Below are 25442 nucleotides of genomic sequence, written 5' to 3'. Positions count from 1 at the left end.
CGTAACGTCCTATGCTACATTTGTTTGCTGGTCTGGATTTACATACCGGACTTTTATTATTGCTTGCTCTGGCATTTGTCTTGTTCTATGAAGCTATCAATGGCTTCCACGATACGGCGAACGCAGTAGCTACCGTTATCTATACTCGTGCTTTACGATCGCAAGTTGCGGTTGTGATGGCGGCTGTATTTAACTTCTTTGGTGTTCTCCTTGGTGGTCTAAGCGTAGCCTACGCCATCGTTCACATGCTGCCTACAGACCTCCTTCTGAATATGAGTTCAGCCCATGGTCTGGCGATGGTATTTTCAATGCTGCTTGCCGCGATTATCTGGAACCTCGGAACCTGGTATTTCGGTCTGCCTGCATCCAGTTCTCACACGCTGATCGGCGCGATTATCGGTATTGGGTTAACCAACGCCCTGATGACCGGTACGTCAGTCGTTGATGCGCTGAATATCCCGAAAGTTATGGGGATTTTTGGTTCGCTTATCATTTCCCCCATCGTGGGTCTGGTCGTTGCGGGTGGATTGATTTTCATCCTGCGCCGTTACTGGAGCGGAACCAAAAAACGCGCCCGTATTCACCTGACGCCCGCAGAGCGTGAAAAGAAAGACGGTAAGAAAAAGCCGCCATTCTGGACCCGTATCGCCCTGATCATTTCCGCCATCGGCGTGGCCTTCTCTCATGGCGCGAACGACGGCCAGAAAGGCATTGGCCTGGTGATGCTGGTATTGATTGGCGTAGCGCCGGCAGGTTTCGTGGTTAACATGAACGCCTCCGGCTACGAAATCACCCGTACCCGCGATGCCATCAATAACGTCGAAGTTTACTTCCAGCAGCATCCTGCGCTGTTGAAGAAAGCCACCGGCGTTGACCAGTTGATTCCTTCGCCTGAACCAGGTGTGTCCACCGCACCTGGCGAGTTCCATTGCCATCCGGCAAACGCGATCAACGCGCTGGAACGTGTGAAGGTTATGCTGGGTGATATCGAAAGCTACGACAAACTGTCCGTCGATCAACGTGGTCAGCTGCGTCGTATCATGCTCTGCATCTCTGATGTGACCGATAAAGTCGCGAAGTTGCCAGAAGTGAACGCAGACGATAAGCGCCTGCTGAAGAAACTGAAAGGCGATATGCTCAATACCATTGAGTACGCGCCAATCTGGATCATCATGGCGGTCGCACTGGCGCTGGGTATCGGTACGATGATTGGCTGGCGTCGTGTTGCTACTACTATCGGTGAAAAGATCGGTAAGAAAGGCATGACGTATGCGCAAGGTATGTCCGCGCAGATGACGGCTGCGGTCTCTATCGGCCTGGCGAGTTACACCGGCATGCCGGTCTCCACCACTCACGTACTGTCTTCGTCCGTGGCGGGTACCATGATTGTTGACGGTGGCGGTCTGCAACGCAAAACCGTGACCAACATTCTGATGGCCTGGGTGTTTACCCTGCCGGCGTCAATTCTGCTGTCAGGCGGTCTGTACTGGATCTCCCTGAAGCTGATTTAACGAAAAGCGTGCATAAAAAAGCGGGTCAGGAAACTGACCCGCTTTTTTTATCCTCATTTTCATACTCAATGCCAGATCAGGAGCGCCACCATACTCACCACAACCAGTCCACACAGGGCGCTGGTCAAAATGAACTGACAACGTAAACGCTCGCAACGACGGATAAATTCATCGTCATGATGATCGCGATAGCGTTGGGCGTAGATGTACCACACCAGACGCATCTGTTTGCTGGGCTGTCCATGCGACGTGAAGAAGCCTCCACCATCCACATACTGATAAAGCAACGGATCGCAACCACGAAGTACCACTAATAGCGCGCGTAATGATGAGAAATAACGCGCCATATTCACTATGCAAACCACACATAACGCCCAAAACAATGCGACAGTGCTAATCATACTTCCTCCCCGGCGTCCGCCCACGAAGCAAGGCTTCTGGACAACCGCACCCCAATGCCCTGACAGACAGTTCAGTGAAAGAATGACGAAAGTCGATCGGGTTCACGTTTAATTATCCGAACGGCTCATTCAATAGTGTAGGAGATCCGCTAATTTTTTTGCCACAAGGTTAATCGTTATCAACACCAAAGCTTGATAATTTTCGTTAACTGGGCCGTAATAAAGACAGATAGACGACGGCTTCACTCATGGGTCATCGATAACTTAAGGAAGGAGTAACACTATGGCTTACAAACACATTCTTATCGCGGTAGACCTCTCTCCTGAGAGCAAAGTGCTGGTTGATAAAGCGGTATCCATGGCACGTCCCTATAACGCGAAAGTTTCTTTGATTCACGTTGATGTGAATTACTCCGATCTCTACACCGGCCTCATCGACGTCAATCTTGGCGATATGCAGAAGCGCATTTCTGAAGAAACTCACCATGCGTTAACTGAGTTGTCCACCAACGCGGGATACCCGATTACCGAAACTTTAAGCGGTAGCGGCGATCTCGGCCAGGTGCTGGTTGATGCGATTAAGAAATACGATATGGATTTGGTGGTTTGCGGTCATCACCAGGATTTCTGGAGCAAACTGATGTCTTCTGCGCGTCAGCTGATTAACACCGTTCACGTTGATATGCTGATCGTCCCACTGCGTGACGAAGAAGACGAGTAATTCTGTATCCTTTCACCCCGGCCCTCTCCCCATAGGGGCGAGGGCGTAAAGACAGCTCCAGTTACTTCCCTCTCCCTGTGGGAGAGGGTTATAGGGTGAGGGCATCAGCCCGCACTCACCTCAGCCGTTCCCGAATAAATATCAAACCGGTGCCCTTTGGTCACCACGGCATTTGTCGTCACCACGTCCGCCAGCGGCGGCGCGTAATCGGGGCGCTTCACCACCACCCGTTTTGTGGCCAGCATTCTCGCAGGCTCCAGCAAACCATCCGCATCTAGATCCGGTCCCACCAACGACTGAAATACGCGCATCTCTTTTTTGACCAGCGCGCTTTTCTGCTTGTGCGGGAACATCGGATCGAGATACACCACCTGCGGACGCGGCGTGATATCCGTCAATGCCGTCAGGCTCGACGCATGAATCAGCCGTAAACGTTCCTGTAACCACGCGCCTATCTCTGGATCGGCATAGCCGCGCGCCAGACCATCGTCGAGCAGCGCCGCGACCACCGGGTTACGCTCCAGCATACGCACGCGACAGCCCACGGACGCCAGCACAAAGGCGTCGCGCCCCAGCCCCGCCGTTGCATCCACCACGTCCGGCAGATAACTCCCTTTGACACCCACCGCTTTCGCTACCGCTTCCCCGCGACCGCCGCCAAACTTACGCCGATGCGCCATCGCGCCGTCAACGAAATCAACAAAGATGCCGCCGAGCTTGGGCTCATCACGCTTACGCAGTTCAAGATGTTCCGGCGTCATCACCAGCGCCATCAAATTTTGTTCATCGTGTTCAAGCCCCCAGCGGGCCGCAAGAACAGATAAGGCGCCGTCTCCGGCGCCTGTTTCATCGACTAAGCAGATTTTCACGCTGCGATCAGCCTTTGATACCGTAATGCTCAAGCATCGCGTCCAACTGCGGCTCGCGGCCACGGAAGCGTTTGAACAGCTCCATTGGCTCCTCAGACCCCCCGCGCGTCAGGATGTTATCCAGGAACGACTGACCGGTTTCGCGGTTGAAGATCCCTTCTTCTTCGAAGCGAGAGTAGGCATCTGCGGCCAGCACGTCTGCCCACAGATAGCTGTAATAACCCGCAGCGTATCCGCCAGCAAAGATATGGCTAAACGCGTGCGGGAATCGGCCCCACGTAGGACCTGGGATCAGCGCGACCTGCTTTTTAATTTCAGCCAGGGTTTCGAGGATTTTTGCCCCCTGCTCTGGGCTGAACTCGGCATGCAGACGGAAATCGAACAGACCGAACTCCAGCTGGCGCAGGATAAACATCGCCGCCTGGTAGTTTTTCGCGGCCAGCATTTTATCCAGCAGCGCTTTTGGCAGCGGCTCGCCTGTTTCGTAATGGCCAGAGATAAACGCCAGCGCGTCCGGCTCCCAGCACCAGTTTTCCATAAACTGACTTGGCAGCTCGACGGCATCCCACGGCACACCGCTAATACCCGATACACCCGCCGCTTCAATACGCGTCAGCATATGATGCAGACCGTGGCCGAATTCGTGGAACAGAGTGATCACTTCATCGTGCGTGAATAGCGCAGGCTTGCCGCTAACCGGACGGTTAAAGTTACAGGTCAGGTAAGCGACCGGTTTTTGCAACGAACCGTCGGCTTTACGCATCTGGCCGACGCAGTCGTCCATCCATGCGCCGCCGCGTTTGTTTTCACGCGCATAGAGATCCAGATAGAAACTGCCGCGCAGTTCGTTTTTCTCGTCATACAGCTCGAAGAAACGCACTTCCGGATGCCAGACATCTACGTCAGTACGCTCTTTGGCGGTAATGCCGTAAATGCGTTTCACCACTTCAAACAGGCCGTTTACGGCTTTGTTCTCGGGGAAGTACGGACGCAGCTGTTCATCGCTGATGCTGTACAAATGCTGTTTCTGTTTTTCGCTGTAGTAGGCGATGTCCCACGGTTGCAGGTCGTCGACGCCAAATTCAGCGTTCGCAAATGCACGCAGCTGTGCCAGCTCTTTTTCGCCCTGCGGACGCGCACGTTTTGCCAGATCGGTTAAGAACTCCAAAACCTGCTGCGGGTTTTCCGCCATTTTGGTGGCGAGGGATTTTTCGGCGTAACTGTCGAAGCCCAGCAGTTGTGCCAATTCATGGCGCAGCGCGAGGATTTCTGCCATCACCGGGCTGTTGTCCCATTTCCCGGCATTTGGGCCCTGATCAGACGCACGCGTACTGTACGCGCGGTACAACTCTTCACGCAGAGCCTGATTGTCACAATAGGTCATGACCGGCAGATAGCTTGGGATATCAAGCGTTAACAGGAAACCTTCCTGCTCTTTCGCTTCGGCCTGCGCTTTGGCAGCCGCCAGCGCGCTCTCCGGCATGCCCGCCAGTTCAGATTCGTCGGTAATCAGTTTCGACCAGCCCATGGTGGCATCAAGAACGTTATTGCTGTACTGATTGCCCAGCTCTGACAGACGCGCGGCGATTTCGCCGTAGCGCGTTTGTTTCTCTTTCGGCAGGCCAATGCCGGACAGTTCAAAATCGCGCAGCGCGTTATCGACCGCTTTTTTCTGGGCGATATCCAGTTTGGCGTAGTTCTCACCGTCGCGCAGATCGCGATAGGCGTTGTACAACCCTTCGTGCTGACCCACCCAGGTGCTGTATTCCGACAGCAGCGGCAGCGTTTGCTCGTAGGCTTCGCGCAGTTCCGGGCTGTTTTTTACGGAGTTCAGATGGCTGACCGGTGAGAAAAGGCGACCCAACACGTCATCCACTTCGGCCAGCGTCTGGCACAAATTCTCCCAGGTGTACGGTCCGCCCTTCGCGACCACGCTTTCTACCGCCGTGCGGCAATCGTCCAGCGCTTTGGTGACGGCTGGAACGACATGCTCTGGCTGGATTTTAGAAAACGGCGGTAACGAGAAAGGCGTCAGTAATGGATTGGTCATAAGCGCTGTCCTGTAGAAATAGATGAATGAAGCGCGCATCCGGCGCTGTGCATATTGTTTGTAGAATGGGGTTAAGTGTAGTGAATTTCAATGCCAAACGTTGCGCTTTCGCGGCGGCGATGACTTTTCTGTATACTGTGGCGATATGCTATTTTTTGCCCGACCGCGCACCGCGATCCGGCTCTACGTTTACTTACTGGAACACCTTTACCCATGCTCAGTTATCGCCACAGCTACCACGCGGGCAACCACGCCGATGTCCTCAAACATACCGTTCAGAGCCTGATTATCGAGTCTCTGAAAGAGAAAGATAAATCCTTTCTCTATCTGGACACCCACGCGGGCGCGGGCCGCTACCAGTTAAGCAGTCAGCACGCGGAGCGTACCGGTGAATATCTGGAAGGTATCGCTCGCATCTGGCAGCAGGACTCTCTCCCCGCCGAGCTGGAGCCGTACATCAACGTAGTGAAGCATTACAACCGCAGCGGCCAGTTGCGCTACTACCCAGGCTCCCCGCTGATTGCTCGCCAGTTGTTGCGCGAACATGACAGCCTGCAGTTGACCGAACTGCACCCAAGCGATTTCCCGCTGCTGCGCTCTGAATTCCAAAAAGACGCCCGCGCGCGCGTGGAAAAAGCTGATGGTTATCAGCAGCTGAAATCCAAACTGCCGCCTGCTTCCCGTCGTGGTCTGATATTGATCGACCCACCCTACGAAATCAAAACTGACTATCAGGCGGTAGTGACCGGCATTCATGAAGGCTACAAACGCTTCGCGACCGGCACTTATGCACTGTGGTATCCGGTGGTGTTGCGCGCGCAAATCAAACGCATGATCAAAGAACTGGAAGCGACAGGCATTCGTAAAATCATGCAGATTGAACTGGCTGTACGTCCTGATAGCGATCAGCGCGGCATGACGGGCTCGGGCATGATCGTGGTTAACCCACCGTGGAAGCTCGAAGCACAAATGAACAACGTGCTGCCGTGGCTGCACAAAACGCTGGTGCCAGGCGGAATTGGCCATGCAACAGTCAGCTGGATCGTGCCGGAGTAATCGCAGTCATCGGTGGAAACTATTGATTTCAGGTATACAATCGCGGCAATCAGATATTAAGGACAAGACCCATGAGCAAGCATTATGACTACATCGCCATTGGCGGCGGCAGCGGCGGTATCGCCTCTATTAACCGTGCAGCCATGTACGGCCAGAAATGTGCGCTGATCGAAGCCAAAGAGCTGGGCGGCACCTGCGTTAACGTCGGTTGTGTACCGAAAAAAGTGATGTGGCATGCTGCGCAAATTCGCGAAGCCATCCACATGTACGGCCCGGATTACGGTTTTGACACCACTATTAATCACTTCGACTGGGACAAGCTCATTGCCAGCCGCACCGCCTATATCGACCGTATTCACACGTCGTACGATAACGTGCTGGGTAAAAATAATGTCGATGTCATCAAAGGTTTTGCGCGCTTCGTCGATGCCAAAACGATCGAAGTGAATGGCGAGACGATCACTGCCGATCACATCCTGATCGCCACTGGTGGCCGTCCGAGCCACCCGAACATTCCGGGCGTTGAATTCGGTATCGACTCTGACGGTTTCTTCGAGCTGCCAGCGCTGCCGAAACGCGTTGCCGTGGTTGGCGCGGGTTATATCGCCGTGGAACTGGCGGGCGTGATCAACGGGCTGGGCGCGGAAACGCATCTGTTTGTGCGTAAACACGCGCCGCTGCGCAGCTTTGATCCGCTGATCGTCGAGACGCTGGTTGAAGTGATGAATACCGAAGGCCCGACGCTGCACACCCACGCGGTGCCGAAAGCCATCGAGAAAAACGCCGACGGTAGCCTGACGCTGCAATTAGAAGACGGCCGCAGTCAGACCGTTGACTGCCTGATTTGGGCGATTGGTCGCGAACCGGCTAACGACAATTTCAACCTGGCAGTCACAGGCGTTAAAACGAACGAGAAAGGGTATATCGACGTCGATAAATTCCAGAACACCAGCGTTCCGGGCATTTATGCGGTCGGTGATAACACCGGTGCCGTTGAGCTGACGCCTGTCGCCGTGGCAGCGGGTCGTCGTTTGTCAGAACGTTTGTTCAATAACAAGCCGGACGAGCATCTGGATTACAGCAACATTCCAACCGTGGTCTTCAGCCATCCGCCAATCGGCACCGTCGGTTTAACCGAGCCGCAGGCGCGTGAGCAGTATGGAGACGACCAGGTGAAAGTGTACAAATCGTCGTTCACCGCGATGTATACCGCCGTGACTTCGCATCGCCAGCCATGCCGTATGAAGCTGGTTTGCGTGGGGCCGGAAGAAAAAATCGTCGGCATTCATGGCATTGGCTTTGGTATGGACGAGATCCTGCAAGGCTTTGCGGTGGCGCTGAAAATGGGTGCAACGAAGAAAGACTTCGACAATACCGTGGCGATTCACCCTACCGCCGCAGAAGAATTTGTCACCATGCGTTAATGCAACTTCACGAAAAACTGGCTGTAACAGGCCAGTTTTTTCGTCTGTCGATGTGCAATATATCGACTCATCACTCAATACCCGTTCACTCCTTGCTGTTGAAAATGTCATTATTTTAATTCCGGCTGCTTATTATCGTCAGTTTTTTAAGATCTCGTTTCCTTTTTCCATATATTTGTCACGTAATTAATAGTTAATGATAACTGATAGATGATCGTAATAAATGACGATACACTCAACGTTCTAATTTAATTATCTTGTAAGACTCCTCTCTTTTACAGGCAGACAACAGACATGAAAGCAGGTGAAAATGACGGGAAGTTCAGGATTACATTCACTTAAAACATTGAGCTGTTTTGCCGCAGTGACATTTTTTTCAACCAGTCAGGCCTGCACATCGGAATGTTTGTTTGAACCCAATGTCGTCAATATTTTTTATTTGATCTCCATGGTGTCCAAACCGCTATTTTTCATCATAATGGGTTATATCGATGAGCTTGATCATTTATCCCCCGCACAATTTTTTGCGAAAGTCAGATCGGTTTTAGGCATTCTCATTTTCTGGAGTGGTGTGCTGACCTTGCTGAGTTCAAGAAGCCTTGAGGCGAGTTATTTACTGCAAAGCGGGATACTCATCAACATGGCGGCGATCTATTTTCTCTACCCCTTCCTTGTAAAAGGAAAGGATAAGCTGAACGTGTTGATATTGCTGGTGCTGGTAGGTTTTTTGGGACTGCTAACGTTTGACGTATTACGTGCCTCTACGCCTGACGCGGGTATCGATCTTTTTGCAGATTATACCTCAGTATGGGTTTGGCCCGGGTATTACATTCTTGGCCATGTGTTTGCTGGCAAGCCATTCAGACGTTTTATGAACAACCCAGCCATTACTAAACTGGCAAAAATCCTGTTATTCCCTGCCTTAATGAGTCTCTATTTCAGCGAACTGTATCTGGTAAATCATCAAACCGTTTATGTGAGCCCATGGCTTCTGCTTGAGCATTCTCAATTATTCATTCTATGCACTATTTTATTTATTATCTTCAATCGCACAGCCATAAAATCGAAGGCCATTAAAAAGACGATAAACTTTATGGGTCCAACGATGGTGGGTGTCTACATTATTCATTACAGCATTTATTATATTCTGGTCAGAGTATATGAACTCTTTAATCTGGGGATAACGCTGCACTCGCTGGTACTTGTTTTTCTCTTATCCGTGGTGATATCACGGTTGCTATCACAGAATGAATATACGTCGAAAATAATCACCTTCTGAAGGTTTGCTTCTATCTCATCAGCAGCGCAACCAGCGAGGAGTTGGCAATATCCAGGAAGAGCGCGGCTACCAGCGACAAAAGGATAAACGCTTTTGGTGAGGAGCCATGCATTGCTGTTGTCGTCGACATATTGGTAAAGGCTGTTGCAGTCGAGCCTAGCGCGATCCCCGCAAAACCGGAGGCGATGACGGCGGAATCGTAGTCTCTGCCCATCAGCGGAAAAACAATCAGAAGGATATACAGCACAGCGATAACAACGTGAAGCAAGAACAGGACCAGAACGGCCAATCCGACGTCCGCGAGCTGCCAGAGCTGCATGCCGATCAGCGAAAGTGCCAGAAAAAGTTCAAGCGACAAATCTGAGATCAGCGCCAGCGCACGCGTCCTGGCCGGCATGGCGATGCGCGGAAATAGCCGGGGGACGCCATTTGCAATGACCATCGCCATGACCAGGGCAGAGACAAACAGCGGCATTTTGATGCCCATATATTGCAGCACTGCGTCCATGCCATAACCCGATAAAATGGCAATATGGATAAAGGCGATCGTCCGCAACAGAACGAAATGGTTTATATCGTTTGCGCCATCACTGCCCAGGGCTTCAGGAAGACCAACAACGGGAAGCGATGCGCCGGTCGCTTTTAAGCGAAAGCGCGAAATAAGCCGGTGCGCGAGCGGCCCTCCGATCAGGCTCCCTGCAATCAACCCAAGCGTGGCAACGGCAATTCCAATCTCATGCGCATTTTCAATACCATAATGCGCATCAATCATCGGTGCCCAGGCAATGGCTGTTCCATGTCCTCCTGTTAACGCAAGCGATCCCAGCAGTATGCTTAGCGATGGAGGTAGCGAAAAGGCAGACACGACGGAGCTGGAAACCAGATTTTGAAGAACCATGAGTCCACTGGTCAGGCAAAAAAGAATGCACAGGGACTTTCCCCCGCGCGACACATCGGATAATCGAATATTGAGTCCAATGCTGGTGAAAAAATACAGGAGTAAAATATCGCGCGCACAGAGATCAAAACTAAGGTGGATATTCGTCAACGTATACAACAGACCGCAAACACTGGCGACCACCAGGCCGCCAGTGACTACGTTTGGGATCCCCCAGGTGTGAAACGCCTTCAGGGCCTGGTTGATCCTTATCCCCAGATACAGGGACAGGATCGCTACCGTCATGGAAACAAGAAGCGGTATTTCAATGAGGGTGACCATAGCCCTAACGCTCCGCTCACGCCGACCGTTGCGTCGGGTAGGATTCTTTCATAAAGAACCCCAGCACCACCGGAATAGCGGCACAGAACAGAAGTGGCATCGCCGCAGCCTGCGCGATATCAAACAGACCCATATCTGTACCCGCTGCCATGCCTCGCTCGATGATCACGCCAGGGCGGCTCATCATGAAGCCCGCGAGGATAAACGACACACCGTTAACGATAGCGGCTGAAGTACCGACCTGATCTGGCTTCACGACGTCAGCGGCAGAACTGAACGGCAACATTGAACCGGAAGAGCCGAGCCCGAACAGGAAACACGTTACCAGAGCAAAGAGTAAACCCGGGTTTGGTACATAGAGCAGCGCCAGCAGCGTAACCAGCTGAATAGCCGCTCCCGCAATCATCAACGGTTTGCGCTTCTGAGTGATATCCGAGATTCGCGGGACAATGGCCGAGCCTACCGCCATACCAAGGAAGATGAGTGAGCCGCCGAAATTGGCCCATCCCGGATCGAAGCCGTGAACTGACTGAAGAAGACGGCGCGCCCAGATAATCCCCATCGACAGCCATGTCGCGAACGTGGTGGCGCTCATGATCGACACGACGATGATGTGCGGCATTTTTCCCACGGTGATGATGTTCTTCACTACCGATTTCAGGAAAACGCCTGTCCCGTCCTGACCCATTCCTGTCGCCGGCGTGCGGTTGCGGACAAACACAAAAGCCAGTATCGCCAACAGCACCCCAAAGACGGCATAGCTGTTGAAGAAAATGCGCCAGTGCATTTGATCCAGCCCGATGTTGATCAGGTTTTGTGAGAAGGAAGACCCCGTCGAGGCCACCACCTGAACCAGGCCGAACATCACGCTGTATTTAGCCAACCCAAACCATTGCCCGCCAATAAATCCGGCGCCGACAAAGCCGCAACAGGCGCCGCAGGCAATGACGAACTGCGCCACCAGCAACATTTCAAAACTTTGCGCATTGGCAAAAATGAAAATCCCGACGGTCACCAGTGAGATCGCGACTGGCGTGACTCGCCCGGCGCCCAGCCTGTCCAGTAATGCTCCGCTGAAAAACTGCCCTACCGCGAAGACCCACGTGTAAACCGCCGCCACCATACTGACCTGTGCGATGGTGAGTCCGATATCCTGCTGAACGCGGAGGTTAGACGCGGAATAGCCCGTCTGGAAGCTGAAGAGAAATACGACGAAAGTGACCCCCAGAGCCCAAATCCACCAGGCTTTTGCGCCGCCCACGGGCTGCTCGTCACATCGTGCTGTCTGGCTGGATATTACATTTTTCATTTCCAGTCTCCCCTTGAGGTATGCACCTTATCCGGACTCCATCCTGGATGAGATATTTGTCATTTTTGAAATCGCTTTAGCCTCTGCTATAGCGTTTAATGCCGGCGATATACGTCGCCTGAATTGCCCGGTCATCCCCCAGCGTCATTTGTACAAACAACGCCTCGTGGATGTCCTTCACGAACTGCATGCGATAATCGATAATTGGCGTCGATTTCATGTCGAGTACAACGATGTCTGCCTCCATTCCGGGGGCGATGCTGCCGACCTTGTCGTCGATATACATTGCATGTGCGGTACCCCGCGTTGCCATGTAGTACGCCTGCGCGGCAGTAAGCGCGTAATCATTGAGCTGTGCGGCTTTATAAGCTTCATTGAGCGTGGTTAACATGGAGAACGATGTTCCGGCGCCAAGATCGGTCCCGATCCCCACGCGAACAGGGCGTTCTTCCTGCATCGCGCGTCTGGCGTTGAAAAAACCGCTCCCCAGGAAGAAATTCGAGGTTGGACAATGCGCGATAGCCGAACCCGTTTGATGCATCGTGCATAATTCATCTTCAGTTAAATGGATGCCGTGACCGAATACCGCGCGCGGGCGGCACAATCCATAATGATCGTAAACGTCGAGATACCCTTTTCGTTCCGGAAATAACGACTTAACCCACTCGATCTCCTCGAGGTTTTCTGCAATGTGCGTCTGCATGTAGCAATCCGGGTATTCGTCCCAGAGTGCGCCAGCAACGGCAAGCTGTTCAGGTGAGCTGGTAGGCGCGAAACGTGGCGTAATGGCGTACATGATGCGATTGTGACCATGCCATTTTTCGATGAGGGCTTTTGACTCCTCGTAGCTGGTCTGGGCGGTGTCGAGCAGGTAGTCCGGCGCGTTGCGGTCCATCATCACCTTACCCCCGGCGATCCGCATACCGAGACGGTCTGCTTCTTCAAAAAGCGCATCAACCGACTGCGGGTAAACGGTGCAATACACGCAGCTGGTGGTGATTCCGTTTTTCAGACACTCGTTAAGAAACATTTTCGCCACCGCGCTGGCGAACGTCTTATCGGCATATCGCCTCTCCATCGGGAAGGTGTATGTATTAAGCCAGTCGAGCAGTTGCTCACCGAAGGCGCCGATCATGGGCGTTTGAGGAAAATGGACGTGACTATCAAGAAACCCTGCCGAGATTAGCGAGTCGGGACCATAATTCGTAATCTCAATGTCAGGCGGAAGCTGCTTTTCAATCACCTCTGCGGGGCCGAAATGGGTGATTTTTCCGCCGCCAAATGCGACGATCCCATCGGGTTCGTATACCATCACTTCATCAGGTGCTTGTTTGAAAGGATCTCCTGTAAAGGTCAGTACGGGGCCACGGATTGCCGCTTCAGGTTTTACGGTATGGGGGACATTCATACGTTATTATCTCCCTTTATTGTGTAGAATTAAAAACAGGTGTGCAGGTCAAATCTGCCTGTAAACCAGAATCTGGTCGTGAATAGCTGCCCATAAGAAACATCATTTATTAGGCGGCATTAACCTCCACAAAAATGATATTCCCTCATTGTGAACACGCTTCATTCACTTATTTTCTTTCGCTTCATTTTTTATTAACACTATCGACATATTTTCTCCATAAAATCTAATACAATGCGTACCGCATCAAGCTCGCCCAGCGCACGTCGCATGTAGAGGTTAATATCAAATAAGGATGACGTTATCTTAGCCGTGTTCGCAACGCGATCACGTCATTATCTTCATTTTCACAACGCTATAAGAAAAAAGGATTGCTCACTCACAATGCATTCATTTTTATGAATAATGCGTCAGCTGAAAATGCCATTAAAAAGGGAGCTATCTTTGTCCTTCAGATTTCAGATTATGCCGATTAAATTACAGGAAAAAAGAATAAATGACTCTATTGTATTGTCTCGTTTTGTATTTTAATCAGCTTAAATATATACATCCTGAAATTACATTTACGCTAATTTTAAAATGTATCATCAGTTTAAAATTTAAAAAATATCTGCCATGCGCGACTATAATTCATTCATTCTGATCAACACATAATTAACATAAGCAAACTAAAAATATACAATTAAATATCATAAGAACGCCGTAAGAATTCAAAACGCCAGGTGATATGTTCAATGCGCATTATTAAACCTTCGCAAATATCACGACAACACAATAAGGGAGGCGGTACGAACGTTGTTTTACACCCGTTGCCCTCTTATGAAGCAGAGTTCGCGTTAACATACATAAATCGTTGCAAAACGAATGCTCTGAATTTCACTCATCGTCCATACTGCAGAAATTGCGAGTAAAATACTTTAAATCAATCTGTTACGCGATTTTAGGGGTCTTAATATCCACTAATGATATGTGATCTACCGCACACTTCGCACCCCACAGACCGAAGCGAGTGTCTAAGCTTATTCTATGTCCGGGAAACACCCGTATTTGTGACAATGCAAACCGGAGGTCCTAACCACCATGTTCAACCAGAAATTACATGCTGCAGACATTATCGAGTTCGAAATCGCAGAAGAGCTGCGCTATGAGACCGATCCCTGCGAATTGAAACTGGATGAGATGATCGAGGCGGAGCCGGAACCAGAAATGATCGAGGGGCTGCCTGCATCCGATGCGCTCACCCCTGCCGATCGTTATCTGGAACTTTTTGAGCACGTGCAATCGACGCGCCTATTTGCGGACAGCAAAACGTTCCCTGACTGCGCGCCGAAGATGGATCCGTTGGATATTCTGATTCGCTACCGTAAGGTTCGCCGTCATCGCGACTTTGATTTGCAACGCTTCGTTGAGAATCACTTCTGGATGCCGGAAAACCTGACAACTGAATATGTCTCCGACCCCAGTCTGTCGCTCAAAGAGCATATTGATAATCTGTGGCCGGTGCTGACGCGCGAGCCGCAGGATCACATCCCATGGTCATCACTGCTGGCGCTGCCGCAGGCGTATATCGTGCCGGGTGGACGATTTAGCGAAACCTACTATTGGGATTCGTATTTCACCATGCTGGGCCTCGCGGAAAGCGGGCGCAACGATCTGCTCAAGTGTATGGCGGATAATTTCGCGTGGATGATTGAGCGCTACGGCCATATCCCGAACGGTAACCGAACCTATTATCTCAGCCGTTCACAGCCGCCGGTATTTGCGTTGATGGTTGAGCTGTTTGAAGAGGACGGCGTGCGCGGCGCGAAGCGTTATCTGGATCACCTGATGATGGAGTACGCATTCTGGATGGACGGCGCGGATTCGCTGATTCCGAACCAGGCTTACCGTCACGCGGTGCGTATGCCGGATGGCTCGCTGCTCAACCGCTATTGGGACGACCGCGACACTCCGCGTGATGAGTCGTGGGTAGAAGACGTTGAAACGGCCAAGCACTCAGGCCGTCCGCCGAACGAAGTGTATCGCGATCTCCGCGCTGGCGCGGCGTCCGGCTGGGATTACTCTTCTCGCTGGCTGCGCGATGCCGGGCGGCTCGCCAGCATCCGTACCACGCAGTTTATCCCCATCGATTTGAACGCGTTCTTGTTCAAACTCGAAAGTGCGATTGCCAATATTTCGGCATCGAAAGGCGACAAAGAGACGTCTGAGCTTTTCCGTCAGAAAGCCAACGATCGCCGTGCCGCCGTGAACCGATTCCTGTGGGATGACGAAAACGGCTGTTATCGCGATTACGACTGGCGTCGCGAAGAGATGGCACTTTTTTCTGCCGCCAGCATCGTACCGCTGTATGTGGGGATGGCGACGCATGAACAGGCCGACCGCCTGGCAGATACGGTCAAAGCCCGCCTGCTCACGCCGGGCGGAATTATGGCGACGGAACACGAAACCGGCGAGCAGTGGGATAAACCCAACGGCTGGGCACCGCTGCAATGGATGGCCGTCCAGGGATTCAAGCAGTACGGCAATGATTCATTGGGAGATGAGATCGCCTGGAGCTGGCTGCAAACGGTGAATCACTTCTACAAAGCGCATCACAAGCTGATTGAAAAGTATCACATTGCCAGCAGCACACCGCGCGAAGGTGGCGGGGGTGAATATCCGTTGCAGGATGGCTTTGGCTGGACGAACGGTGTGGTGCGGCGTTTGATTGGACTGTATGGGGAACCGTAGTTCCCCTCTGTTCAGCGTTTGTGTTTAACGTACGTGTTACGTGTTTAACGCACGTGTTTAGCGAATCACATTGTAGATATCCGTCTGGATAGACTGCCAACGTTTGTTGCTTTCATCCGGCTGCGCTTGTGCTCGCAGCATCGCTTGCTCGGCTTCACGTTTCTGACGCTTCACAACCGCAGGCACGGTACAAAAAGCGGAGAGGAACTGTTTACGCACCGACGTGAGCGGCTCCCCGTTCGACATCGCATGGCTCAAGGTACTAATGAAGCGGCGGCACGGTTTTTCCTCCACCATTTTCTGTGGATAGCGCATCAGCACTTCCAGCACTTCGTCATGTTTAGACGCCATCGCCTGCTCGGTCCATGACAGTTTCCAGTCCATTCCACTTTGCAGGAACAGCAGAGTCATCTGCGTATCGTTGCGATCGATGGCGGAACGAAGACTGTTTTCATCCCATGTCACGCCCATGCGCGTCAGCTTTTCTCGCGGAGACGGCTTTTCACGCGTCTCGGGCAACGGGGCCTGCACCTGTGCTGTCACGGTGGCCGCCGGAGCAGAAGGCATCTCGCTGACCACCAACCACACGCCGCCCGCAATGATAGCGAGCACCATCACGCCCACCGCCCCCCACAGCGTGCCGGAGATCAGCTGATCGCGTTGCTCCGGAGTACGCGGCGCGCGCTGCGTCGGCTTTTCAATACTGTCACGCACCTCAAAGAGATCGCCCCCGGTCTGCCTGTCCATTTTTTGCGCGTTTTCCCAGAAGGTGTGCAGCTCGCTGGCATCGACCGCCATCAGCCCGGTCGGGTTAATGCGCGTGCGCCCTTCTTCGAAAGCGCGTTGGATAGGCCGGGAGATCTGCCCATAGTAATTATCCAGCATCAGAAGTTGTGCGGAGCTTAAGGTTTGCTGAACAGTCAGGGCATTACGGATCTGTCGAATATCATCCAGAAAAATCTGCAGCGTTTTACGTGGTTCAACCAACAGGGTGAGGTTGGTGCCATCGTTGAACAGACGCGAGTAATAACGGCTGAACTCTTTCTTATCGACCAGCATCTGCGCCATTTCGCTGAACATCATGCCGCTCAGGACATCGTTACGCTCACCGAGTTTCAGCCAGCGTCTGACGCGGTCGGCATTGAATAAGGTTTTTAGATGGTTGTTCAGCCGCACCTGATCGGGCCAGGCCTGCATAATTAACGATCTGATGATCAGCTCAATGGCACGCACCTGCTTATGCGCCTGCAATTGCTGCGATTCATCTCCCGGCGCGAGGTCAGTGTTGTAGCCCAGCAGCGGCTGTTGCAACCGCAGATGTTCTAGCGAAGTAACAAAACGCACGGCAGCGATCAGCTGATTTTCACTGACATCCTGACCGCTTTCATACTGCGGCACGCGCTGCTGTAGTAGCCGCAATTGCAGCGTGAAATCGGACATTTCGGCATCATTGAGATTCAGGCGTTTCGCCACCGGCCCCCATCCGCCCAGACCCAGGCGGGCCGTGTCGAGTTGTTCCAGGAACCAGCGGGGATCTTTCCCTTCAGAGACGCGCAGATCAAGTAACAGCAAGATCTCCACGGAGGCGAGCCGAATAATGCCGATGCATTGTTCAAATTGCCCACGAATGTGATGTGATGTGCTTGATGTCATCATTTACCTTAAGTACTGCAAAAAGGAGAAGTCGGCCGCAACGGGCTAATTTTTTTAATTTATGCGCCCTTAAACATAACTGAGAATATGGAGAAATAAAGTGATAACCCTATAATCATTGAAAATTGTTATAGGAGAAAATGCATGCCGGTGATAACGACGCCCCGCCTGATTTGCTCACCTGTCGAAGAGCAAGACTGGCCGTTTTATCTGTCGCTCCAGCAAGACCCGGAGGTGATGAAATTTGTTGCAAATCAGCGGCCAATTGCGACGATCCGCGCAGCATTCGAACCGCGTCTTCAGCACTGGACGCTTGGCAGCGATCACTGGCTGTGCTTAATTGTGCGTGACGCCGTCAGCCAGATACCGCTGGGAGCGACTGGATATATACATAGAGAAAATGATTGCGCAGAAGTCGGGTTTTTATTCGCACCGGAAGCTCAGGGTAAAGGCTATGGCTATGAGTCGTTACGCGCGCTGTGTGATTTCGCGTTTGAGCAGGGCGGGATCCGTCGTCTGACCGCAACGGTAACGGCGGGCAACATCGCCTCCCGGCGCCTGCTGGAAAAAGCAGGCTTTGTACTGGAAGGCGAGCTGCGAGAAAACTTCTGGCTGTCTGGGGGCTGGCATAATGACTGGGTATTTGGCTTGCTCAAACACGAGCATGTGGTTCCAGCGCGTTGAGGGTTACAGGAACATCCCCCCTGACACCTCAATGCGCTGCGCGTTCATCCAGCCCAGGTCATCGCTCAGCAATGCCGCGATCGCGTCACCAATATCGTCCGGCAACCCGACGCGGCCCAGCGCCGTTTGCGAAGCAATCATCTGATTCAACTGCTCGTTGTCCCGCACGCGACCGCCGCCAAAATCGGTTTCGATAGCACCCGGGGCGATGATATTGACTGATATACCGCGCGCGCCCAGCTCTTTTGCCTGGTAGCGCGTGAGCACTTCCATTGCCCCTTTCATCGCCGCATAGGCGCTGGAACCCGGCTGGGCAAAACGCGCCAACCCGCTCGAGACGTTCAAAATACGCCCGCCGTCTTTAATGACAGGCAAGAGGCCCTGCGTCAGGAAGAAAGGTCCTTTAAAATGGATATTCATCGCATCATCAAATTGCGCTTCCGTGGTCTCTGCGTACGGGGCGTATAAACCCGTTCCAGCATTGTTCAATAAATAATCGAACGAATCACGCTGCCAGACATGTTTTAGCTGTGAGCGCACCTCGCTCACAAAACGCTCAAAGCTGGCGACGTCACCGACATTGAGCGGCAAAGCCACGGCCTTCACGCCTTTCTCTTCAATCTGATGGACCACATCAAAGGCTTCTTTCTGGCTGCTGTGGTAAGTCAGGATGATTCCCGCTCCCTTTGCTGCCAGCTTTAAGGCCGCGTTTTTACCCAGTCCGCGACTCCCACCCGTCACTAATGCAATACGTTCACTCATGAAAAACCTCGTTTCGGCTGATATGGAGATTGAGTAAGAGCTTATTAGGTGATAGAAAATCAATAAAGACGGCAAAGAACGCTTCACTGTTTCACTGACAACAATAATGAGCGCAGCCTATGGATAAAATTCACGCAATGCAGCTCTTTATCCGCGTGGCGGAACTGGAGAGTTTTTCTCGCGCCGCGGACACGTTAGGTCTTCCTAAAGGTAGCGTATCGCGCCAGATTCAGGCGCTGGAAAACCTGTTGGGCACCCAGCTTTTACACCGCACCACGCGCCGCGTCAGCCTGACGCAAGACGGCATGGTCTATTACGAGCGGGCAAAAGATCTGCTCGCCAACCTCGACGAACTGGATGGCCTTTTCCAGAGTGACCCCACCAGCATCAGCGGACGATTGCGCGTCGATATGCCGGTTGCCGTTGCGCGAAATTTAGTCATCCCGAAACTGCCCTCCTTCTTACAGCAATATCCCGGCATTGAGCTGGAATTGAGCAGCAGCGATCGGCTGGTGGATGTGATTCGTGAAGGGTTCGACTGCGTGGTGCGCGTCGGCACGCTGAAGGATTCTGGCTTGATCGCGCGTACGCTAGGCAAACTGTCGATGATTAACTGCGCCAGCCCCGATTATCTGGCGCGTTTCGGGTATCCGGACAATCTGGACGATCTCGCGTCTCACGCGGTCATTCATTACGCCGTGAATCTGGGCACGCGCCCGCAGGGTTTTGAATTTTTTAACGGTGATGCAACGGTGTGGGTGAAAACCGGTGGCATTTTAACGGTCAACAGTACCGAAACCTATCATGCGGCGTGCCTTGCCGGACTGGGTATTATCCAGGTGCCGCGCGTCGGCGTCCGCGAGGCGCTGCGGGCGAAAAAAATGGTAGAGATTCTGCCGCAATATCGTGCCGAACCAATGCCCGTGTCGCTGATTTATCCCCATCGTCGCAACCTCTCCCGACGCGTTCACCTGTTCATGGAGTGGCTCACCGGCACAATGAAAGCCTACGTTGACTAGTCGCAAGCTATAATTCAGTAACCTCCAGTCAAACGAATAAGGAAAATGCGCGTGACGCCGGAAAACAACCAGCAACGACCGACTCAGGAACTGGAATACGATCCCATTAAAAAAATGGAAACGGAGCCAGAAAAAAAGCCCTCTCCTGGCAAAGCGAATAAGGCACTGGAAACGGTGACCGACACGGCGCAGAAAATTCAGCGCCGCCCAATGGTTGCGCACCTGATACGCGCCGCCGAGCGCTTTAACGATCGCATGGGCAACCAGTTTGGGGCAGCGATTACCTATTTCTCCTTCTTATCCATGATCCCGATTATGATGGTGTCGTTTGCAGCGGCCGGTTTTATCCTCGCCTCGCATCCCACGCTGTTACAGGACATCTTCAACAAAATTCTGGTGAACGTCAGCGACCCTACGCTCGCCGCCACGCTCAAAAGCACCATTAACACCGCGGTTCAGCAACGAACCACCGTGGGGATTGTCGGGCTGCTGATTGCGCTCTATTCAGGCGTTAACTGGATGGGAAACCTGCGTGAAGCCATTCGCGCCCAGTCGCGCGATGTGTGGGAGCGCAGGCCGCAGGACGAAGAAAAAATCTGGATTAAATATCTGCGCGATTTCGTCTCGCTGATAGGCCTGCTGATTGCGCTGATCGTGACGCTGTCGATTACCTCCGTCGCCGGGTCAGCGCAGCAGATGATTATCTCCGCGCTGTATCTCGATTACATCGAGTGGCTCAAACCGGCCTGGCGGGTTATCGGACTGGCCATTTCTATTTTTGCCAACTATCTGCTTTTCTTCTGGATATTCTGGCGATTGCCGCGCCACCGCCCGCGCAAAAAAGCGTTGATTCGTGGAACGTTTATCGCGGCGATTGGCTTTGAAGTGATTAAAATCGTCATGACGTACACCCTTCCGGCGCTGGTGAAATCACCGTCTGGGGCCGCATTTGGCTCGGTGTTAGGGCTTATGGCGTTCTTCTACTTCTTTGCTCGCCTGACGCTCTTCTGCGCCGCGTGGATCGCCACCGCGCAGTACAAAGACGACCCAAGAATGCCGGGCAAAACGCACCGGTAAATCCGCCATCGGGCTGAATAAGCATGCATAATTTCAGCCCGATTCGGCATTTCAGCATATAAATCCAGCCTGTAACTTTTATTTAACCAAAAACCAGTTTTATCCTCTGATATATAAAATCTGTGAAGCATTTCATAGAAGATATTTCGCTGGCCTGAATATTATCCGCTTTTTGCTGCTTTTATCGCCGTCTCGCCGGTTTGTTACAGATTGAAATGTCGCTTTTGCTATGCGTAATATGGCCGTTCGTTCGCCAAAAAATAAGAAAATTTTATGCAAGCCACAGCCACTACCATCGATTCCGAACCGGAAAGCACACCGGTCAACTCGCGTAATAAAGTCGTCGTTGCCTCCCTGATTGGCACCGCCATCGAATTCTTCGATTTCTACATTTACGCCACTGCTGCGGTCATTGTCTTTCCGCACATTTTCTTCCCGCAGGGCGATCCTACGGCGGCAACGCTACAATCGCTGGCAACGTTCGCTATCGCCTTTATCGCGCGCCCGATTGGTTCGGCTGTCTTCGGGCACTTTGGCGATCGCGTTGGCCGCAAGGTCACCCTGGTGGCATCGCTGCTGACCATGGGGATTTCCACCGTCGCGATTGGCCTGCTGCCAACCTACGAAACAATCGGTATTTTAGCCCCGATTCTGCTGGCGCTGGCGCGCTTTGGTCAGGGTTTGGGCCTGGGCGGTGAATGGGGTGGTGCGGCGTTACTGGCGACGGAAAATGCCCCGCCGCGCAAACGCGCGCTGTACGGCTCGTTCCCGCAGTTAGGCGCGCCGATTGGCTTCTTCTTCGCTAACGGCACGTTCCTGCTGCTGTCGTGGCTGCTGACCGACGAGCAGTTCATGAGCTGGGGCTGGCGTATTCCGTTTATCTTCTCTGCTGTGCTGGTGTTGATTGGCCTGTACGTGCGCGTTTCTCTGCACGAAACGCCCGTTTTCGCCAAAGTCGCGGCGGCGAAAAAACAGGTCAAAATCCCGCTGGGTACGCTGCTGACCAAACACGTCCGCGTGACGGTGCTGGGCACGTTCATCATGCTGGCGACCTACACGCTGTTTTACATCATGACCGTGTATTCCATGACCTTCAGCACCGCTGCGGCACCGGTTGGGCTGGGCCTGCCACGTAATGAAGTGCTGTGGATGCTGATGATGGCGGTGATTGGCTTTGGCGTAATGGTGCCGATTGCGGGCCTGCTGGCGGATAAATTTGGCCGTCGCTCAAGCATGATCGTCATTACAACGCTTATCATTCTGTTCGCGCTGTTTGTCTTCCCGCCGCTGTTGGGTTCCGGCAGTCCGGCGCTGGTGATGGTTTATCTGCTGATTGGTTTGAGCCTGATGGGACTGACGTTTGGTCCGATGGGCGCGCTGCTGCCGGAGCTGTTCCCGACGGAAGTGCGCTACACCGGCGCGTCGTTCTCCTATAACGTTTCATCGATTCTGGGTGCTTCCGTTGCGCCGTATATCGCGACCTGGTTACAGGCAAATTACGGTCTGTTCTACGTGGGGGTTTATCTGGCATCAATGGCCGCGCTGACGCTGATTGCGTTGCTGTTAACGCACGAGACGCGCGATCGGTCGTTGTGATTTATTGATGATTTGCATTTGTGATTATTCGCATAAGGGATGCCTTCTCCCTTTAGGGAGCAGGCTGGAGTGAGGCGCTAAACCGCTTTTGAGGGTATTCCATTCCGTTCACTTCCAGTGAGTGCTTCTCTATCCGCGAACACGGCGTCTAAGTGATGAGTGGAATGCAGCAGCGCTCTGATCCGGCTGTAAATCGCTGAGCCGTTTTCTGGAGGCCGGGGCGACGCGCAGGGATGCGCGGCGAGGGCGCATTTACAGGGACGTTACGCGCGCCCGACCCCGTCAGCCGAAAGAAATAAGGCGAGGGCACCGCGAAGCGGCGATTTTCTTGCCGGGAGCCCGGGTTGCCAGGGTGGTGGCGATTGAGCCACCCTGGCACGTTCACGGGTTCCGAAACGTTAAATAAGCACGTATCTGAAAGTGAACGGAATCACCTCCGAGGCGCTCTCCCCCCCTCTTCCTAAATGGAGAGGGGGAAAGCGTTACCCATCCTCACGCTGAGGCGATAACGCCCTCCAGGCTCCCCACGTTATTTCTTCATCTGCGACAGAATATTGCGGCACTGATTCGCGTCCCCTTCTGATGGCGAAATCAGCGCCAGCAGCGCGGCCGCAGGCGTCACTAATGTGGCCAGCGCCGCAGCCACGGCACCGCGCGCAATCAGCGGGCCGGGTTTGACACCGGCTTGCGGATTTTTAAACGAACCGCGCACGTAGAGCGGGGAACGCAGCGTAATGATGCGGAACCCCTTACTCTCTGGATTAATCGTCAAATCCAGCTGTTCTGACGCCATGCTCGCGGTGCCCGTCACGTTGATCACCGCGTTTTCCGTATCGAAGGCAAAAATCTGCGGACGCGCCACACCGTTGACCAGATCCAGATTCGCCGCCGCACAGTTCACACGCACTTCGTCATCGCCAAAAATCTGCCCAATGATGAAGTTACCGACGTTCAGCCCCAGAATCTCCATCAGGTTACGGCTGATCAACCCGTCGTTCATCAGCAGCTTAAGATTCCCGTTACTGCTGCCCAGCAGCGCAGCAATCGAGTTACCCACACCGCGGATTTCCGCATCGCCGTTCATCTCACCGAGGGTTTTCTGCATCAGCTCAACGTTTGGCATCAGCTCTTTCAGCTTCAGCCTGCGCGCCTGAATATCCGCCCGTCCCTGCATCGGTTTTTTGTCGCCGTCGAGATGAATATTCGACGAGATGGTTCCTCCCGCCAGACCGAATTTCAGCGGCTGCAGGTGCAAGTCTGAATTTTTCAGGATGATGTGCGTTGAAAGGTCGCTGATTGGCAACGTGCTGCCGTGCTCGATTTTGCGGCCTTTGAAGCGCACATCGGCGTCCATTACATCCCATTTGTCGGTTTCAAAGCGATCGTAGGGCAGCACTTTGCCCGCCGGCTGGATATCTTTCTCGCCCTTTTTCTGCTCGGCGCTTTTTGCCTTCTGCGCGCCTTTACCGGAATCAACGCCGATCAGCGGGCCGAGATCGGCCAGCCGCAACTGGCGGGATTCGAGATCGCCTTCCAGTTTTGGCCGTGGTTTTCCGGTGGTATACGTGAGCGAGCCGCGAATGTCGCTGTCGCCGATACGTCCGTTGAAATTGCGATAATCAAACACCGAGGATTTTTCGGTATCGATTTTTGCCACCAGACGCCCGTCCGTCTCAAACGGCGGAGTATCCGGCAGGAGCACGCCCGTTAAATCATAAAGTTCGCCCAGCGAGTCGCCGGAGAATTTAAGCTGCACATCGACGCCGCCCATTTTCATCGGATCGTTGACCGTGCCGACAAACGCCACGCGGGAGTTACCGGAGCGGAAATCCGCCTGCACAGGGAACGGTGTACCTGCGCTTCGCAGCGCCAGCACGCCGCCGATCTTGCCCGTGCCGGTTAACGGCTGGCCGTTGTAACGCCCTGTCGCTTTCAGGCCGAAAACGTAATCGCCCACGTTGTGAGTATCGTTTTTGCCTTTGTTACCGGTGACTTCGCTGAACGGCAGCGGTTTGCCGAGCGGATCAACAAAGATCTCCACATCCGCTTTGCTGACCTTGTCATCAATCGCGATCCGCCCGCGATCAAACAGAATATTATCCAGACGGAATGACCAGGCTGATGGCTGCGCGTTGGGATCTTTTTCTTCATCGCTGCCGGCCAGGTTAAACGTCCAGTTGTCGTTTTTCTCTGAAAGACGAATCAGCCGCGCATCGGGCTGTTGCAGTTTGATCCACGGCAGATAAACCGTTTTCGTCAGCAGCGCCAATGGCGCAAGCGTGGCTTCTACGCGTGGCAGATGTACCATGGTGACTTCAGGAATGTCCGGCGGATTGCCGAGAATAATGTCGTTAGCGTGTACGTGCGGCCAGGGAACCCAGCTGCGCCAGCCGGTTTCGTCTTTCTGACGCTCCCACACCACGCCAAGATCGCCGCGAATGGCGAAGGGTCGGTTAAGTTCGGTTGAGACTTTCTGGTTGATGGTCGGCTTGAGACGATTCCAGTCGAACGTCGCAATAATGATGATTGCTACCACAATCAACAACAAGAAAATCCCTGCCACCCAGGTGACGATCCTGGTCGTTTTTGTCATCACTGTCCCCTTTCTTTATCACCTTGCCTTTCATGAATATAGTTCAGGCAAAGCGAAATGGGGATTTGCTGCTTCCGGCAA

19 protein-coding genes are annotated in these 25442 nt (G+C 53.0%); 10 read left to right on the top strand and 9 right to left on the bottom strand.

Features of this window, described 5'->3' with window-relative positions:
- Positions 1-11 precede the first annotated feature (11 nt).
- Positions 12-1511: an inorganic phosphate transporter PitA gene (pitA, locus tag AC0LWE_RS19775; RefSeq protein WP_059180363.1), complete on the top strand. Its 1500-nt coding sequence runs from the start codon at positions 12-14 to the stop codon at positions 1509-1511.
- Positions 1512-1576: 65 nt separating this feature from the next.
- On the opposite strand, the gene uspB is transcribed toward pitA, so the two are convergent.
- Positions 1577-1912 (bottom strand): universal stress protein UspB, encoded by a 336-nt coding sequence (gene uspB, locus AC0LWE_RS19770; protein WP_015960868.1) that lies wholly within the window; start codon positions 1910-1912, stop codon positions 1577-1579.
- A 283-nt stretch (positions 1913-2195) separates the two neighbouring features.
- On the opposite strand from uspB, the gene uspA reads away from it, so the two are divergent.
- Entirely contained in the window at positions 2196-2633 is a 438-nt protein-coding gene (gene uspA, locus AC0LWE_RS19765) for a universal stress protein UspA (protein ID WP_049848808.1), read from the top strand.
- A 104-nt stretch (positions 2634-2737) separates the two neighbouring features.
- On the opposite strand, the gene rsmJ is transcribed toward uspA, so the two are convergent.
- Positions 2738-3502 carry a 16S rRNA (guanine(1516)-N(2))-methyltransferase RsmJ gene (rsmJ, locus tag AC0LWE_RS19760; RefSeq protein ID WP_202668639.1) on the bottom strand — a complete coding sequence of 255 codons (765 nt, stop codon included), beginning with the start codon at positions 3500-3502 and terminating at the stop codon, positions 2738-2740.
- A 7-nt stretch (positions 3503-3509) separates the two neighbouring features.
- The gene (gene prlC / locus AC0LWE_RS19755) at positions 3510-5552 is read right to left on the bottom strand and encodes an oligopeptidase A (RefSeq protein WP_202694658.1); all 2043 of its coding nucleotides are present in this window, start codon (positions 5550-5552) and stop codon (positions 3510-3512) included.
- Positions 5553-5765: 213 nt separating this feature from the next.
- On the opposite strand from prlC, the gene AC0LWE_RS19750 reads away from it, so the two are divergent.
- The 3 genes from AC0LWE_RS19750 to AC0LWE_RS19740 all read left to right on the top strand — a co-directional run bounded on the left by AC0LWE_RS19750 (position 5766) and on the right by AC0LWE_RS19740 (position 9311).
- On the top strand, positions 5766-6608 hold the full coding sequence (locus AC0LWE_RS19750) for a 23S rRNA (adenine(2030)-N(6))-methyltransferase RlmJ (RefSeq protein ID WP_202694657.1): 843 nt from the start codon (positions 5766-5768) through the stop codon (positions 6606-6608).
- A 71-nt stretch (positions 6609-6679) separates the two neighbouring features.
- The gene (gorA, locus tag AC0LWE_RS19745) at positions 6680-8032 is read left to right on the top strand and encodes a glutathione-disulfide reductase (RefSeq protein WP_174343512.1); all 1353 of its coding nucleotides are present in this window, start codon (positions 6680-6682) and stop codon (positions 8030-8032) included.
- 310 nt (positions 8033-8342) lie between these two features.
- The gene (locus AC0LWE_RS19740; RefSeq protein ID WP_219347290.1) at positions 8343-9311 is read left to right on the top strand and encodes a hypothetical protein; all 969 of its coding nucleotides are present in this window, start codon (positions 8343-8345) and stop codon (positions 9309-9311) included.
- A 10-nt stretch (positions 9312-9321) separates the two neighbouring features.
- On the opposite strand, the gene gltS is transcribed toward AC0LWE_RS19740, so the two are convergent.
- The 3 genes from gltS to guaD form a co-directional block, all read right to left on the bottom strand.
- Complete coding sequence (gltS, locus tag AC0LWE_RS19735) at positions 9322-10530, bottom strand: sodium/glutamate symporter (protein ID WP_174343510.1); 1209 nt, start codon at positions 10528-10530, stop codon at positions 9322-9324.
- A gap of 16 nt (positions 10531-10546) precedes the next feature.
- Entirely contained in the window at positions 10547-11839 is a 1293-nt protein-coding gene (locus AC0LWE_RS19730; RefSeq protein WP_219347289.1) for an MFS transporter, read from the bottom strand.
- Between the two features lie 76 nt (positions 11840-11915).
- Positions 11916-13247, bottom strand: coding sequence for a guanine deaminase (gene guaD, locus AC0LWE_RS19725; protein WP_202714269.1), 1332 nt, complete (start codon positions 13245-13247; stop codon positions 11916-11918).
- Positions 13248-14327: 1080 nt separating this feature from the next.
- On the opposite strand from guaD, the gene AC0LWE_RS19720 reads away from it, so the two are divergent.
- The gene (locus tag AC0LWE_RS19720; RefSeq protein WP_059180371.1) at positions 14328-15977 is read left to right on the top strand and encodes an alpha,alpha-trehalase; all 1650 of its coding nucleotides are present in this window, start codon (positions 14328-14330) and stop codon (positions 15975-15977) included.
- 57 nt (positions 15978-16034) lie between these two features.
- Here AC0LWE_RS19720 and AC0LWE_RS19715 read toward each other — a convergent pair whose 3' ends face one another.
- Positions 16035-17630: an STY4199 family HEPN domain-containing protein gene (locus AC0LWE_RS19715; protein WP_202668657.1), complete on the bottom strand. Its 1596-nt coding sequence runs from the start codon at positions 17628-17630 to the stop codon at positions 16035-16037.
- 144 nt (positions 17631-17774) lie between these two features.
- On the opposite strand from AC0LWE_RS19715, the gene AC0LWE_RS19710 reads away from it, so the two are divergent.
- Complete coding sequence (locus tag AC0LWE_RS19710) at positions 17775-18314, top strand: GNAT family N-acetyltransferase (protein WP_219347288.1); 540 nt, start codon at positions 17775-17777, stop codon at positions 18312-18314.
- A gap of 3 nt (positions 18315-18317) precedes the next feature.
- Here the strand turns inward: AC0LWE_RS19710 and AC0LWE_RS19705 are convergent, their stop codons facing one another.
- Positions 18318-19076: an SDR family NAD(P)-dependent oxidoreductase gene (locus AC0LWE_RS19705; protein WP_219347287.1), complete on the bottom strand. Its 759-nt coding sequence runs from the start codon at positions 19074-19076 to the stop codon at positions 18318-18320.
- Between the two features lie 119 nt (positions 19077-19195).
- Here AC0LWE_RS19705 and AC0LWE_RS19700 point away from each other — a divergent pair, with 119 nt between their 5' ends.
- The 3 genes from AC0LWE_RS19700 to AC0LWE_RS19690 all read left to right on the top strand — a co-directional run bounded on the left by AC0LWE_RS19700 (position 19196) and on the right by AC0LWE_RS19690 (position 22768).
- Positions 19196-20095 (top strand): LysR family transcriptional regulator, encoded by a 900-nt coding sequence (locus tag AC0LWE_RS19700; protein ID WP_219347286.1) that lies wholly within the window; start codon positions 19196-19198, stop codon positions 20093-20095.
- 51 nt (positions 20096-20146) lie between these two features.
- Positions 20147-21172: an inner membrane protein YhjD gene (gene yhjD / locus AC0LWE_RS19695; protein ID WP_202668633.1), complete on the top strand. Its 1026-nt coding sequence runs from the start codon at positions 20147-20149 to the stop codon at positions 21170-21172.
- A 273-nt stretch (positions 21173-21445) separates the two neighbouring features.
- Positions 21446-22768 carry an MFS transporter gene (locus tag AC0LWE_RS19690; RefSeq protein WP_059180376.1) on the top strand — a complete coding sequence of 441 codons (1323 nt, stop codon included), beginning with the start codon at positions 21446-21448 and terminating at the stop codon, positions 22766-22768.
- Positions 22769-23297: 529 nt separating this feature from the next.
- On the opposite strand, the gene AC0LWE_RS19685 is transcribed toward AC0LWE_RS19690, so the two are convergent.
- On the bottom strand, positions 23298-25361 hold the full coding sequence (locus AC0LWE_RS19685) for an AsmA family protein (protein ID WP_059180377.1): 2064 nt from the start codon (positions 25359-25361) through the stop codon (positions 23298-23300).
- Positions 25362-25442: the final 81 nt, after the last annotated feature.

This window comes from Lelliottia sp. RD5 (genome assembly GCF_056032945.1).
The sequence above is the reverse complement of the archived record's forward strand: the minus strand, read 5'-3'. Positions and strand labels throughout refer to the sequence as shown.